This is a genomic window from Pseudomonas sp. PA27(2017) (genome assembly GCF_001945445.1).
Lineage (GTDB): Bacteria > Pseudomonadota > Gammaproteobacteria > Pseudomonadales > Pseudomonadaceae > Aquipseudomonas.
In genome coordinates this window covers 14,900-28,356 of record NZ_MSXW01000026.1, presented here as the reverse complement: position 1 = coordinate 28,356, position 13,457 = coordinate 14,900, and the positions used below count along the sequence as shown (strand labels likewise).

The 13,457-nt window shown below is 62.5% G+C and carries 10 protein-coding genes; all 10 read left to right on the top strand.

Translation table 11 applies throughout. The annotated features are described in order from the left end of the window. The first annotated feature begins 32 nt into the window (after window positions 1-32). The 10 genes from fabZ (at window position 33) to eno (ending at window position 13,388) form a co-directional block, all read left to right on the top strand. Window positions 33-473, top strand: a complete 441-nt coding sequence (gene fabZ, locus BVH06_RS13860) for a 3-hydroxyacyl-ACP dehydratase FabZ (protein ID WP_013792507.1) — start codon at window positions 33-35, stop codon at window positions 471-473. Continuing rightward, complete coding sequence (gene lpxA, locus BVH06_RS13855) at window positions 470-1,246, top strand: acyl-ACP--UDP-N-acetylglucosamine O-acyltransferase (RefSeq protein WP_075929935.1); 777 nt, start codon at window positions 470-472, stop codon at window positions 1,244-1,246. Before fabZ ends, lpxA begins: the two co-directional genes overlap by 4 nt. 3 nt (window positions 1,247-1,249) lie before the next feature. Next, a complete protein-coding gene (lpxB, locus tag BVH06_RS13850; protein ID WP_075929936.1) occupies window positions 1,250-2,383 on the top strand; it encodes a lipid-A-disaccharide synthase in 1,134 nt (377 codons plus the stop codon). After that, entirely contained in the window at window positions 2,383-2,991 is a 609-nt protein-coding gene (rnhB, locus tag BVH06_RS13845) for a ribonuclease HII (RefSeq protein WP_075934421.1), read from the top strand. The genes lpxB and rnhB overlap by 1 nt, the downstream gene beginning before the upstream one ends. A gap of 76 nt (window positions 2,992-3,067) precedes the next feature. Then, window positions 3,068-6,607 carry a DNA polymerase III subunit alpha gene (gene dnaE, locus BVH06_RS13840; RefSeq protein WP_075934681.1) on the top strand — a complete coding sequence of 1,180 codons (3,540 nt, stop codon included), beginning with the start codon at window positions 3,068-3,070 and terminating at the stop codon, window positions 6,605-6,607. Between the two features lie 241 nt (window positions 6,608-6,848). Next, on the top strand, window positions 6,849-7,799 hold the full coding sequence (accA, locus tag BVH06_RS13835) for an acetyl-CoA carboxylase carboxyl transferase subunit alpha (RefSeq protein ID WP_075929938.1): 951 nt from the start codon (window positions 6,849-6,851) through the stop codon (window positions 7,797-7,799). 75 nt (window positions 7,800-7,874) lie between these two features. Continuing rightward, window positions 7,875-9,185 carry a tRNA lysidine(34) synthetase TilS gene (tilS, locus tag BVH06_RS13830; RefSeq protein ID WP_075934420.1) on the top strand — a complete coding sequence of 437 codons (1,311 nt, stop codon included), beginning with the start codon at window positions 7,875-7,877 and terminating at the stop codon, window positions 9,183-9,185. Window positions 9,186-9,476: 291 nt separating this feature from the next. Further along, window positions 9,477-11,108 carry a CTP synthase gene (locus BVH06_RS13825; protein ID WP_075934419.1) on the top strand — a complete coding sequence of 544 codons (1,632 nt, stop codon included), beginning with the start codon at window positions 9,477-9,479 and terminating at the stop codon, window positions 11,106-11,108. A gap of 3 nt (window positions 11,109-11,111) precedes the next feature. Further along, window positions 11,112-11,957, top strand: a complete 846-nt coding sequence (gene kdsA, locus BVH06_RS13820) for a 3-deoxy-8-phosphooctulonate synthase (RefSeq protein ID WP_075934418.1) — start codon at window positions 11,112-11,114, stop codon at window positions 11,955-11,957. Window positions 11,958-12,098: 141 nt separating this feature from the next. Next, window positions 12,099-13,388, top strand: coding sequence for a phosphopyruvate hydratase (eno, locus tag BVH06_RS13815; RefSeq protein ID WP_075934417.1), 1,290 nt, complete (start codon window positions 12,099-12,101; stop codon window positions 13,386-13,388). Window positions 13,389-13,457 lie beyond the last annotated feature (69 nt).

Here is a 13,457-nt window from a genome sequence, read left to right as displayed (position 1 = left end):
CTCTCTTCTTTTTATTACGGGCTTCTCTGGAAATGATGGAAATCAACGAAATTCGCGAGTACTTGCCGCACCGTTATCCGTTCCTGCTGGTGGATCGGGTCACGGATCTGGATCTTGAAGGCAAATGCGTTCGTGCCTATAAGAATGTCAGCGTCAACGAGCCATTCTTCAACGGCCATTTTCCCGAGCACCCGATCATGCCGGGCGTTCTCATCATCGAGGCGATGGCTCAGGCGGCCGGTATCCTCGGCTTCAAGATGATGGACGTGAAGCCTGCCGATGGCACGCTCTACTACTTCGTCGGCTCCGATAAGCTACGCTTCCGTCAGCCGGTCGTGCCTGGCGACCAGCTGATCCTCGAGGCCAAGTTCCTCAGCAGCAAGCGCAGCATCTGGAAGTTCGAATGCAAGGCCACGGTCGATGGTAAAGAAGTGTGCTCGGCCGAAATCATCTGTGCGGAACGCAAGTTATGAGTTTGATTGACCCTCGCGCCATCATCGATCCCAGCGCCAAGCTGGCAGACGACGTCGTCGTCGGCCCTTGGTCGATCATTGGGCCCGACGTAGAAATTGGCGAGGGCTGCGTGCTGGGTCCCAATGTGATCATCAAGGGCCCTACCCGGATCGGGAAGCACAACAAGATCTACCAGTTCGCCTCCCTGGGTGAAGACACCCCGGATCGCAAGTACAAGGGCGAGCCTACGCGCCTGGTCATTGGTGATCACAACATCATCCGTGAAGGCGTGACCATGCACCGCGGCACCATTCAGGATCGTGACGAAACCACCATCGGTGACCACAACCTGATCATGGCCTATGCCCATATCGGCCACGACAGCGTGGTCGGCAATCACTGCATTCTGGTCAATAACGTGGCCCTGGCAGGGCACGTGCACATCGGCGACTGGGCGATTCTGTCCGGCTACACCCTGGTGCACCAGTTCTGCCACATCGGCGCGCATGCCTTTGCCGGCATGGGCGCGGCGATCGGCAAGGACGTCCCCGCTTACGTGACGGTATCCGGCAACCCGGCCGAAGCGCGCAGCATGAACTTCGAGGGCCTACGCCGTCGTGGCTTCAGTGCCGAGTCGATGCAGGCGCTGCGCCGTGCCTACAAGATCGTCTACCGCCAGGGCTTCACCATCGAAGAAGCGCTGGTCGAGCTGGAAGAAGTGGCTGCCCAGTTCTCCGAAGTGGCGGTTTTCCGCGATTCGATCCTGACGTCCAGCCGCGGCATTACTCGCTGAACCATGGCTGAGGTATTGCGTGTCGCGCTGGTTGCCGGCGAGGCATCCGGCGACATTCTCGGTGCAGGCCTGATGCAGGCGCTCAAGATCAAACACCCAAGCGTCGAGTTCATCGGCGTGGGCGGCCCGCGCATGCAGGCCGAGGGGCTGGTCAGCGATTTCCCCATGGAGCGCCTGGCGGTCATGGGCCTGGTCGAAGTATTGGGTCGGCTGCCCGAGCTGCTGTCGCGCCGCCGCCGCCTGATTGCCAGCCTGATCGAGCGCAAGCCCGATGTGTTCATTGGCATCGATGCGCCGGATTTCACCCTGGGCGTCGAGCTCAAGTTGCGTCAGGCCGGCATTCGCACCGTGCACTACGTCAGCCCGTCGGTATGGGCGTGGCGGCAGAAGCGTGTACTGAAGATCCGCGATGCCTGCGACCTGATGCTCACCCTGTTTCCCTTCGAGGCGCAGTTCTACGAGGCGCATCAGGTGCCGGTCTGCTTCGTAGGCCATCCCCTGGCCGATGCGATTCCCCTGCAGGCTGATCGCACTGCAGCCCGGGAACAGCTGGGCCTGCCGGTCGATGCGCCGGTGGTGGCGTTGCTGCCAGGCAGCCGGGGGGGCGAAGTGTCGCGCCTGGGCAGCCTGTTTCTCGATGCTGCCGAGCGATTGCGGGCGCTGCGTCCCGGCGTGCGTTTCGTACTGCCCTGTGCCAGCCCGGAACGTCGCCAGCAGCTCGAACAGATGCTTGGCGATCGCGATCTACCGCTGCAATTGCTCGATGGCCGCTCTCACGAGGCGCTGGCCGCCTGCGATGCGGTGCTGATCGCTTCCGGCACCGCGACCCTCGAGGCACTGCTTTACAAGCGACCGATGGTGGTGGCGTATCGGGTGGCGCCGCTGACCTTCAGTATTCTCAAGCGTCTGGTGAAGAGCCCGTACATCTCGCTGCCCAATCTACTCGCCCAGCGGCTGCTGGTCCCCGAGCTGATCCAGGACGCGGCTACTGCCGATGCCCTGGCGCAGACGGTGGCGCCGCTGCTGGTGGACGGCGAGGTGCAGACCGAAGGGTTCGATGCCATCCACCGTACCCTGCGCCGTGACGCGTCCGAGCGTGCTGCGGCGGCGGTGCTCGATCTGCTGGGGCGTGGCTGATGCAGCTGGGGCTGGATTTCGCTACCGTCGAGGAGCTGGTTGCCGGCGTCGACGAAGTGGGCCGCGGCCCGCTCTGTGGTGCGGTGGTGACCGCTGCGGTGATTCTCGACCCGGCGCGGCCGATCCTCGGGCTCAACGACTCCAAGAAACTGACCGAGGCGCGGCGCGAGAAACTGTTCGATGAAATCCGCGAAAAGGCGTTGGCCTGGTGCATCGCACGCGCGGAGGTGGAAGAGATCGATCGGCTCAATATTCTGCACGCCACCATGCTGGCCATGCAGCGCGCGGTCGAAGGTCTGAGCGTGCAGCCGAAACTGGCGCTGATCGACGGCAATCGTTGCCCTAAACTCTCGGTGCCCAGCGCGCCGGTGGTCGGCGGCGATGCTCAGGTGCCAGCCATCGCTGCGGCTTCGATCCTCGCCAAGGTCAGCCGCGATCGCGAAATGCGCGAATTGGACGCCCTCTACCCGGGGTACGGCATTGCGCTGCACAAGGGCTATCCGACGCCCGTTCACCTTGAGGCCCTGACCCGTCTGGGGCCGACTCCCATCCACCGGCGCTCCTTCGCGCCGGTCCGCCGCCTGCTGGAAGCCACGAGCGACAACTGAGCGTACTCAGGCCGCTGTCCATCCTTCCAGTTACGGTACAATCCGCGTTTTGTCGCTTTTCCTGCAGGGCTTCTTCATGGCTGTTTCCTTCGTTCATCTTCGCCTGCACACCGAGTACTCCCTGGTCGATGGCCTGGTTCGCGTCAAACCTCTGGTCAAAGCCGTGGCCGGTGGCGGCATGCCCGCCGTGGCGGTCACCGACATGAGCAACATGTGCTCGCTGGTGAAGTTCTACAAAGCGGCCATGGGCGCCGGCATCAAACCGATCTGCGGTGCCGACATCTGGCTGGCCAGCGCCTACGAAGACGGCCCGCTGACGCGCATGACCCTGCTGGCGATGAATCCCAAGGGTTACCGCAACCTGACCGAACTGATCTCGCGCGGCTGGAGCGAGGGGCAGAGCAACGACCTGGTGATCATCCAGCGCGACTGGGTGAAAGCCGCCAGCGAAGGGTTGATCGCCCTGTCCGGCGCCAAGGAAGGCGAGATTGGCCATGAGCTGCTCGATGGCGAGTCGGCCAAGGCCGAAGCGCTGCTGCAAGAATGGCAGGCAGTGTTTCCCGAGCGCTTCTACCTTGAGGTACAGCGCACCAGCCGTGTCAATGACGAAGAACACCTTCACGCCGCCGTGGCCCTGGCCGACAAGACCGGCGCGCCGCTGGTGGCCACCAATGATGTTCGCTTTCTCAAGCAGAGCGATTTCGAAGCTCACGAAACCCGCGTGTGCATCGGTGAGGGGCGCATCCTCGACGACCCACGCCGCCCGCGCATCTACTCCGACCAACAGTACCTGAAATCGCCAGAGGAAATGGCCGAGCTGTTCAGCGACCTGCCCGACGCCCTGCAGAACACCGTCGAGATTGCCAAACGCTGCAACATCGAGGTGCAGCTGGGCAAATACTTCCTGCCGGACTTCCCGGTACCGGAAGGCATGACCATCGATGAGTATTTCCGCAAGGTTTCGTTCGACGGCCTCGAGGAGCGCCTTGAGGTACTGCTGCCCAAGGACACGCCGGATTACGACGCCAAGAAGCAGGTGTACATCGACCGTTTGAATTTCGAGCTGGATATCATCATCCAGATGGGCTTCCCCGGTTACTTCCTGATCGTGATGGACTTCATCCAGTGGGCCAAGAGCAATGGCGTGCCAGTTGGGCCGGGACGTGGTTCAGGTGCCGGTTCGCTGGTGGCCTACGTACAGAAGATCACCGACCTCGATCCGCTGGCCTATGACCTGCTGTTCGAGCGCTTCCTCAACCCCGAGCGGGTTTCCATGCCCGACTTCGACGTCGACTTCTGCATGGACGGTCGCGACCGGGTCATCGATTACGTTGCCGAGAAGTACGGGCGTAATGCGGTGAGCCAGATCATCACCTTCGGTTCCATGGCGGCCAAGGCGGTGGTGCGCGACGTTGCGCGGGTGCAGGGCAAGTCCTACGGGTTGGCGGATCGCCTGTCGAAGATGATCCCCTTCGAAGTCGGCATGACTCTGGAAAAGGCCTTCGAGATGGAAGAGCCGCTGCGCGACTTCCTCAAGGTCGACGAAGAGGCCGCCGAGATCTGGGACATGTCCCTCAAACTCGAGGGCATCGTGCGCGGTACCGGCAAGCACGCCGGCGGCGTGGTGATCGCGCCGACCAAACTGACCGATTTCGCGCCGATCGCCTGTGACGAGGAGGGCGCCGGCCTGGTGACCCAGTTCGACAAGGACGACGTCGAGCAGGCCGGTCTGGTGAAGTTCGACTTCCTCGGCCTGCGCACCCTGACCATCATCAAGTGGGCACTGGAAACCATTCACCGCGACCAGCGCGCGGTCGGCGTCGCCGAAGAGGATCTGGTCAACATCGACTTCATCCCGCTCGATGACAAGCCGACTTACCAGATGCTGCAGAAGGCCGAGACCACGGCAGTCTTCCAGCTCGAATCGCGCGGTATGAAGGAGCTGATCAAGAAGCTCAAGCCCGACTGCCTGGAAGACATGATCGCACTGGTGGCGCTGTTCCGCCCCGGCCCGTTGCAGTCCGGCATGGTGGACGACTTCATCAACCGTAAGCACGGTCGCGCCGAGCTGTCCTATCCGCACCCTGATTACCAGTACGCGGGCCTGGAGCCGGTGCTCAAGCCGACCTACGGAATCATCCTTTACCAGGAACAGGTCATGCAGATTGCCCAGGTCATGGGCGGTTACACCCTCGGCCAGGCGGACATGCTGCGCCGCGCCATGGGCAAGAAGAAGCCCGAGGAAATGGCCAAGCAGCGCGGCGGCTTCATCGAAGGTTGCGCCAATAACGGTATCGATGCCGATCTGGCGGGTAACATCTTCGACCTGGTGGAAAAGTTCGCCGGTTACGGCTTCAACAAATCCCACTCCGCCGCCTATGGCCTGGTGTCCTACCAGACCGCCTGGCTCAAGGCGCATTACCCAGCGCCCTTCATGGCCGCGGTGCTGTCGGCGGACATGCACAACACCGACAAGGTGGTGATCCTCATCGAGGAATGCCGCAGCATGAAGCTGCGCATCGATCCGCCGGATGTGAACGCCTCGGAGTTCAAGTTCACTGTCAGCCACGACGCGAATCAGACCCAGCGCATCCTCTATGGCCTCGGCGCGGTCAAGGGTGTGGGCGAAGGCCCGGTAGAGGCCATCGTCGAGGCTCGTCAGGACGGCCCGTTCAAGGACCTGTTCGACTTCTGCTCGCGTGTCGACCTCAAACGCATCAACAAACGCACCATGGAGGCGCTGATTCGCAGCGGCGCGCTGGATCGCCTCGGCCCGCACTTCCACGACGAGATCAAGGCCTACCAAGCCAACATCGACCGCAACCGTGCCGTGCTGCTGGCGGCGATGGAAGAGGCGGTACAGGCCGCCGAGCAGACCGCACGCAGCCACGACAGCGGCCATATGGACCTGTTCGGTGGCGTGTTCGCCAGCCCCGAAGCGGACGTCTATGCCAACCATCGCAAGGCGCGCGAGCTGTCCCTCAAGGAGCGCCTCAAGGGCGAGAAGGACACCCTGGGCCTGTATCTGACCGGCCACCCGATCGACGAATACGAAAGCGAGGTGCGGCGTTTCGCTCGCCAGCGCATCGTCGATCTCAAACCGGCCCGTGACACCCAGACGATCGCCGGTCTGATCGTCAACCTGCGGGTGATGAAGAACAAGAAGGGCGACAAGATGGGCTTCATTACCCTGGACGACCGCTCCGGGCGTATCGAAGCCTCGCTGTTCGCCGATGCCTTCGCCAGCAACCAGGCCTTGTTGCAGAGCGACGCCCTGGTGGTGGTGGAGGGCGAGGTCAGTAACGACGACTTCTCCGGTGGCATGCGCCTGCGCGCCAAGCGGGTGATGAGCCTGGAAGAAGCGCGTACCGGCCTGGCCGAAAGCCTGCGCGTCAAGGTGCAGGCCACGGCGCTCAAGGGCGACCGGCTGCGCTGGCTGGGCGAGTTGTGCCAGCGCCATCGCGGTGCCTGCCCGATCACCCTGGACTACACCGGCGCCGATGCCAAGGCGCTGCTGCAGTTCGGTGAGGACTGGCGAATCGACCCGGCCGACAGCTTGATTCAAGCTTTGCGTGACCAGTTCGGGCGAGAAAACGTCTTCCTGCAATACCGCTAGAATAGCGGCGCTGAAAGTCCGGGCTCAGGCCCTGTCTTTCGGCCCTGACACCGCATGCTTGCCTCCGCTGCGACCAGATCCGCGTGATCTGGCTGCCGAGCGAATGCCTGGCGCATTTGCCGGCATTTTCGCCGGAAGTGCACAGCAGGTGTCGACCTGAAGGCGCCTGTTCCTATAAGGTAGGCGCCAATTGGATACACGCTCCCCGGCCTTTTTGGCCGTCGACGCATGACGGATGCCTATGAACCCGAATTATCTCGATTTCGAACAGCCGATTGCCGACCTGCAAGCCAAGATCGAAGAGCTTCGTCTGGTTGGTAACGACAACTCTCTGAACATCGGCGACGAAATCGCCCGCCTGCAGGACAAGAGCAGCACGCTCACCGAGAGCATCTTCAGCAATCTGACCAGCTGGCAGATCGCTCGCCTCGCGCGTCATCCGCAGCGTCCGTATACCCTGGATTACCTGCAGCACATCTTCACCGAGTTCGACGAGCTGCATGGCGACCGCCACTTCTCCGACGACGCGGCCATCGTCGGTGGCGTCGCGCGTTTGAATGGTCAGCCAGCGATGGTCATCGGCCATCAGAAGGGCCGCGAAGTCCGCGAGAAGGTGCGCCGCAACTTCGGCATGCCGCGCCCGGAAGGTTACCGCAAGGCCTGCCGCCTGATGGAAATGGCCGAGCGCTTCAAGATGCCGATCCTGACCTTCATCGACACCCCGGGCGCCTACCCTGGCATCGACGCCGAAGAGCGTGGCCAGAGCGAGGCGATCGCCTGGAACCTGCGCGTCATGGCACGCCTGAAAACGCCGATCATCTCCACCGTGATCGGTGAGGGCGGCTCCGGCGGCGCATTGGCCATCGGTGTGTGCGACAACCTCAATATGCTCGAATACTCGACCTATGCGGTGATCTCGCCGGAAGGCTGTGCCTCGATTCTGTGGAAGACCGCCGAGAAGGCGCCGGAAGCCGCCGAAGCCATGGGCATCACCGCCGAGCGCCTGAAAGGCCTGGGTATCGTCGACAAGGTGATCGCCGAGCCCCTGGGTGGCGCACACCGTGATCCGGCCGCCGCTGCCGAATCGATCCGTCAGACACTGGTCGCTCAGCTCGAGGACCTGAACAAACTCGATACCGACGCGCTGCTGGCCCGTCGTTACGAGCGCCTGATGAGCTACGGTATCGCCTGATGCCGTTTCACCCCGCAAGCAGGCCAATCGCCCCGATGGCCGCCATGCTTGCGGGGTCGCTTCACTGATCTCTGCATGTCTCTCGAATCCGCCGTGCTGTCACGCCTCGAGGCGTGGCGAGATGCACCTGCCTGGCGTGTAGCCTTCTCTGGTGGGCTCGACTCCACAGTCCTGTTACACGTGCTGGCCAGTGCTACCCGGCGCCATGGTCTGCCAACCATTCGCGCTGTCCATGTTCATCATGGGTTGCAGGCGGCTGCCGAGCAGTGGCCTGCGCACTGTCAGCGGGTGTGCGACAGCCTGGGTGTCGCCCTGGATGTCCGGCATGTACAGGTCGAGCCGGGCGCCAGCGTGGAGCGCGCCGCTCGCGAGGCGCGCTATGCGGCTTTTTCCGCGCTCATGGTGCCGGGCGAGGCGCTTGTGCTGGCCCAGCATCAGGATGACCAGGCGGAAACCCTGCTTTATCGGCTGCTGCGCGGAGCCGGGGTGCGTGGGCTGGCGGCCATGGCACAGAGTCGTCCGCTGGGGCGGGGGCATGCCGTGAGGCCGCTGTTGGATGTGCCCCGCAAGACGCTCGAGGCCTATGCATCTCGTCATGGGCTGCACTGGGTGGAAGACCCCTCGAACGGCGACAGTGGCTTCGCCCGCAACTTCCTGCGTCAGGACATTCTGCCGCGTCTGGCCGGCCACTGGCCTGGCGCGTCTACGGTGCTGGCCCGTGCGGCAGCCCACCAGGCCGAGGCCCAGGCTCTGCTCGATGAGCTCGCTGACATCGATCTGCAGCGTTCATGCGCTTCGCTCGGTCTTCCATGGTTGAGCATCCCCTGTCTCGACTTGCAGCTGCTTCGCCAACTCTCCGAGGCTCGCCAGCGCAATCTGCTCAGGCACTGGCTGGGCGACCGGACTCGCCTGCCGGACAGCCGGCATTGGCAGGGTTGGGCTGATTTGCGTGATGCTGCTGCGGATGCGTCGCCGGTCTGGCGGCTGGAAAGCGGCGAGCTGCGTCGCCATGGTGAGCGGTTGTTGTGGCTGGAGGCAGCGTGGAACGCTCCCTGGGCGAACCAGGAGCAACCTTGGCTGGATGGTCGGCAGCCGCTCCAGTTGCCCGGCAACGGCATGGTCGAATTTATCGGGCAGGTTCCTGCTGGGCGGTTGAGCATCGCTTACCGGCAGGGTGGTGAGGTGCTCGATCTTCCGGGGCGAGGTCGGCGTGATCTCAAGCGCTTGCTGCAGGAGGCCGGTATACCCGGGTTCATTCGACCCCGGCTGCCGTTGTTGCGGCGCGATGGTCAGGTGATAGCGGTCGCCAATTTGCCGCTCGATCCCGCTTGCGGTGAACTGCGTTGGCAGTTTTTATCGTGGGTGCGGCCAGTCGCGTCAAGCTGATCACGGAACAGCTCGAGTCAGCATGCAAGGTTTTGATTCGCTGGGTATTTCCTGCGAAATCCGTATTCTGTCGGCAGCCGTTTTAGCGCTGCACTGGCTTGCCGTTCTTCCCCCCTCAGCACGTTTCCGGTAGACTACGCTCCCGTCTCTATTCAGGTATTCGCTGCTTCTTCCAGAAGCGGTGGATGTTTGCTATTTGCCGGCATGGTTCGCCATGTTTGCTAAGGTGAACCAAGGCCTTCTCTGCTCCCCGGCGGCTCGACCGCCACTGCTGACTTCTTAGGGTTTTTCATGACGCGCTTCATTTTCGTCACGGGTGGTGTTGTTTCTTCATTGGGGAAAGGCATCGCCTCGGCATCCTTGGCGGCAATCCTGGAGGCGCGGGGCCTGAAGGTCACGATGCTCAAACTGGATCCGTACATCAACGTCGATCCGGGCACCATGAGCCCGTTCCAGCATGGTGAGGTGTTCGTCACCCACGATGGCGCCGAGACCGACCTCGATCTGGGTCACTACGAGCGTTTCATCCGCACCACCATGACCAAGGGCAACAACTTCACCACCGGCCGCGTTTACGAAGACGTGCTGCGCAAGGAGCGCCGTGGTGATTACCTGGGTGCGACCATCCAGGTAATCCCGCACATCACCGACGAGATCAAGCGCCGCATCATCAAGGGTGCTGGCGACGCCGACGTGGCCATGGTCGAGATTGGCGGCACGGTCGGTGACATCGAGTCCCAGCCGTTCCTGGAAGCCATCCGCCAACTGCGCGTGGAAGTGGGCGCCAAGCGCGCCATGCTGATGCACCTCACCCTGGTGCCGTACATCGCCACCGCCGGCGAGACCAAGACCAAGCCGACTCAGCATTCGGTCAAGGAGCTTCGCTCCATCGGCCTGCAGCCCGACGTACTGGTATGCCGCTCCGATCACCCGATCGATGTGTCGTCGCGCCGCAAGATCGCCCTGTTCACCAACGTCGAAGAGCGTGCGGTGATCAGCCTGGAAGACGTGGATACCATCTACAAGATCCCGGGTGTGCTGCATGCCCAGGGCCTGGATGACTTCGTCGTCGAACGTTTCGGCCTGGATTGCCGCGGCGCCGACCTTTCCGAGTGGGACCGCGTGGTGGATGCCAAGCTGAACCCTTCGAGCGAAGTCACCATCGCCATGGTCGGCAAGTACATGGAGCTGTTGGACGCCTATAAGTCGCTGATCGAAGCGATGAGCCATGCTGGCATCCAGAACCGCACCAAGGTCAACCTTCGCTACATCGATTCCGAAGACATCGAGAACCAGGGCACCGATCTGCTGCAAGGCGTCGACGCGATTCTGGTGCCGGGCGGTTTCGGCCTGCGCGGCGTGGAAGGCAAGATCACCACGGTCAAATATGCCCGTGAGAACAAGATTCCGTACCTGGGCATCTGCCTCGGCATGCAGGTGGCGGTGATCGAATTCGCCCGTAACGTGCTGGGCTGGAGCGACGCCAACTCCACCGAATTCGACATCGCCAGTGGCCACCCGGTGGTCGGCCTGATTACCGAATGGCAGGACGCGACCGGCGTCACCGAGTCGCGCACCGAGGCCTCCGATCTGGGCGGCACCATGCGCCTGGGTGCCCAGGATTGCCAGCTACTGCCGAACTCGCAGGTGCATGCCTGCTACGGCAAGGACGTGATCGTCGAGCGCCATCGCCATCGCTACGAAGTGAACAACAACCTACTGCCGCAGCTCATCGAAGCGGGCCTCAAGGTGACCGGCCGCTCCGGTGACGGCGCGCTGGTCGAAGTGGTGGAGAGCGCCGACCATCCGTGGTTCGTGGCCTGCCAGTTCCACCCGGAATTCACTTCCACGCCCCGTGACGGTCATCCGCTGTTCAGCGGTTTCGTCAACGCGGCGCTCGCCCATCAAGCGAAGAAGGCCTGATCCATGGCACAGAAGACCGTCCGTGTCGGCAAGATCGACGTCGCCAACGACAAGCCTTTCGTGCTGTTCGGCGGCATCAACGTGCTGGAGTCTCGTGACCTGGCCATGCGTGCCTGCGAAGAGTACGTGCGGGTCACTGACAAGCTCGGCATCCCTTACGTGTTCAAGGCCAGTTTCGACAAGGCCAACCGCTCCTCGGTGACTTCCTTCCGCGGCCCTGGCCTGGAAGAAGGCATGAAGATCTTCGAGGAAGTGAAGAAGACCTTCGGTGTGCCGGTGATCACCGACGTTCACGAACCCGACCAAGCGCAACCGGTGGCCGATGTCTGCGACATCATCCAGCTACCGGCCTTCCTGTCCCGGCAAACCGACCTGGTTGTCGCCATGGCCAAGACCGGCGCGGTGATCAACATCAAGAAGGCGCAGTTTCTCGCTCCCCAGGAGATGAAACATATTCTCGCCAAATGTGTCGAAGCCGGGAACGATCAGTTGATCCTCTGCGAGCGCGGCTCCTCTTTCGGGTACAACAACTTGGTGGTGGACATGCTCGGCTTCGGCATCATGAAGGCCTTCGAATACCCGGTGTTCTTCGATGTCACCCACGCCCTGCAGATGCCGGGCGGCCGAGCTGACTCCGCCGGTGGGCGTCGCGCCCAGGTCACCGAGCTGGCCAAGGCCGGTATGAGCCAGGGCTTGGCAGGTTTGTTCCTCGAAGCGCATCCGGATCCGGAAAACGCCAAGTGCGACGGCCCTTGTGCGCTGCGCCTGGACAAGTTGGAGCCTTTCCTCGCCCAGCTCAAGCAGCTGGATGATCTGATCAAGAGTCAGGATCCGATCGAAACCGCCTGATGGCGTTTCCCGGTTTCGTCTGTTCCACCGCCCGGCCTGTTGGCCGGGTTTGTATGTCCGCCTGACCGCCATCGAGCATGGCCGTTGGCGGGCGCCGAATGCTGCAGTGCGTTTTCGATAACTTCTGGAGAGCTTACAAGAATGGCAAAGATCGTCGACATCAAGGGTCGTGAGGTTCTCGACTCCCGTGGCAACCCCACCGTGGAAGCGGACGTAATCCTCGACAATGGCATCGTTGGCAGCGCCTGTGCGCCGTCTGGTGCCTCCACCGGTTCGCGCGAAGCGCTGGAACTGCGTGATGGCGACAAGAGCCGTTACCTGGGCAAGGGCGTACTGAAGGCCGTGGCCAACATCAATGGCCCGATCCGCGATGCGCTGCTGGGCAAGGACCCGGTTGACCAGAAAGCCCTCGACAAGACCATGATCGATCTCGACGGCACCGAGAACAAGGCCAAGCTGGGCGCCAACGCCATTCTCGCCGTGTCCCTGGCCGCCGCCAAGGCTGCCGCTCAAGATCAGGACCTGCCGCTGTACGCGCACATCGCCAACCTCAACGGTACCCCGGGCCAGTACTCCATGCCGGTACCGATGATGAACATCATCAATGGCGGCGAGCACGCCGACAACAACGTCGACATCCAGGAATTCATGGTGCAGCCGGTTGGCGCCAAGACCTTCTCCGACGGCCTGCGCATGGGCACCGAAATCTTCCATCACCTCAAGGCCGTACTCAAGGCTCGTGGCCTGAACACGGCGGTGGGCGACGAGGGCGGTTTCGCGCCGAACCTGGCGTCCAACGAAGACGCTCTGTCCGCGATCGCCGAAGCCGTGGCCAATGCTGGCTACAAACTGGGCAGCGACGTGACCCTGGCCTTGGACTGCGCGGCTTCCGAGTTCTTTGAGGACGGTAAGTACAACCTCTCCGGCGAAGGTAAATCGTTCGACGCCGAAGGTTTCGCCGAATATCTCAAGGGCCTGACCGAGCGTTTCCCGATCATCTCCATCGAAGATGGCCTGGACGAATCCGACTGGGCGGGCTGGAAGATCCTCACCGACAAGATCGGCGCGAAGGTCCAGTTGGTCGGCGACGACCTGTTCGTGACCAACACCAAGATTCTCAAGGAGGGCATCGACAAAGGCATCGGTAACTCGATCCTGATCAAGTTCAACCAGATCGGCTCGCTGACCGAAACCCTGGAAGCCATCCAGATGGCCAAGGCCGCCGGCTTCACCGCGGTGATCTCTCACCGTTCGGGCGAAACCGAAGACAGCACCATCGCCGACCTCGCCGTTGGTACTGCCGCTGGTCAGATCAAGACCGGTTCGCTGTGCCGGTCCGACCGCGTGTCCAAGTACAACCAGCTGCTGCGTATCGAAGAGCAACTGGGCGCCAAGGCGCCGTACCGCGGTCGCAGCGAGTTCCGCGGCTGAGTCGGGGGCGCGCGGCGCAGATGAGTATCTGTCGCCGCGCGGGCTTCTCTGGAGCTCCGCTGGTCTCAC

Excerpts from the sequence above, each read along its gene's own strand:
- fabZ (WP_013792507.1), top strand. The coding sequence starts at position 33 with ATGATGGAAATCAACGAAATTCGCGAGTACTTGCCGCACCGTTATCCG.
- lpxA (WP_075929935.1), top strand. The coding sequence starts at position 470 with ATGAGTTTGATTGACCCTCGCGCCATCATCGATCCCAGCGCCAAGCTG.
- lpxB (WP_075929936.1), top strand. The coding sequence starts at position 1,250 with ATGGCTGAGGTATTGCGTGTCGCGCTGGTTGCCGGCGAGGCATCCGGC.
- rnhB (WP_075934421.1), top strand. The coding sequence starts at position 2,383 with ATGCAGCTGGGGCTGGATTTCGCTACCGTCGAGGAGCTGGTTGCCGGC.
- dnaE (WP_075934681.1), top strand. The coding sequence starts at position 3,068 with ATGGCTGTTTCCTTCGTTCATCTTCGCCTGCACACCGAGTACTCCCTG.
- accA (WP_075929938.1), top strand. The coding sequence starts at position 6,849 with ATGAACCCGAATTATCTCGATTTCGAACAGCCGATTGCCGACCTGCAA.
- tilS (WP_075934420.1), top strand. The coding sequence starts at position 7,875 with ATGTCTCTCGAATCCGCCGTGCTGTCACGCCTCGAGGCGTGGCGAGAT.
- BVH06_RS13825 (WP_075934419.1), top strand. The coding sequence starts at position 9,477 with ATGACGCGCTTCATTTTCGTCACGGGTGGTGTTGTTTCTTCATTGGGG.
- kdsA (WP_075934418.1), top strand. The coding sequence starts at position 11,112 with ATGGCACAGAAGACCGTCCGTGTCGGCAAGATCGACGTCGCCAACGAC.
- eno (WP_075934417.1), top strand. The coding sequence starts at position 12,099 with ATGGCAAAGATCGTCGACATCAAGGGTCGTGAGGTTCTCGACTCCCGT.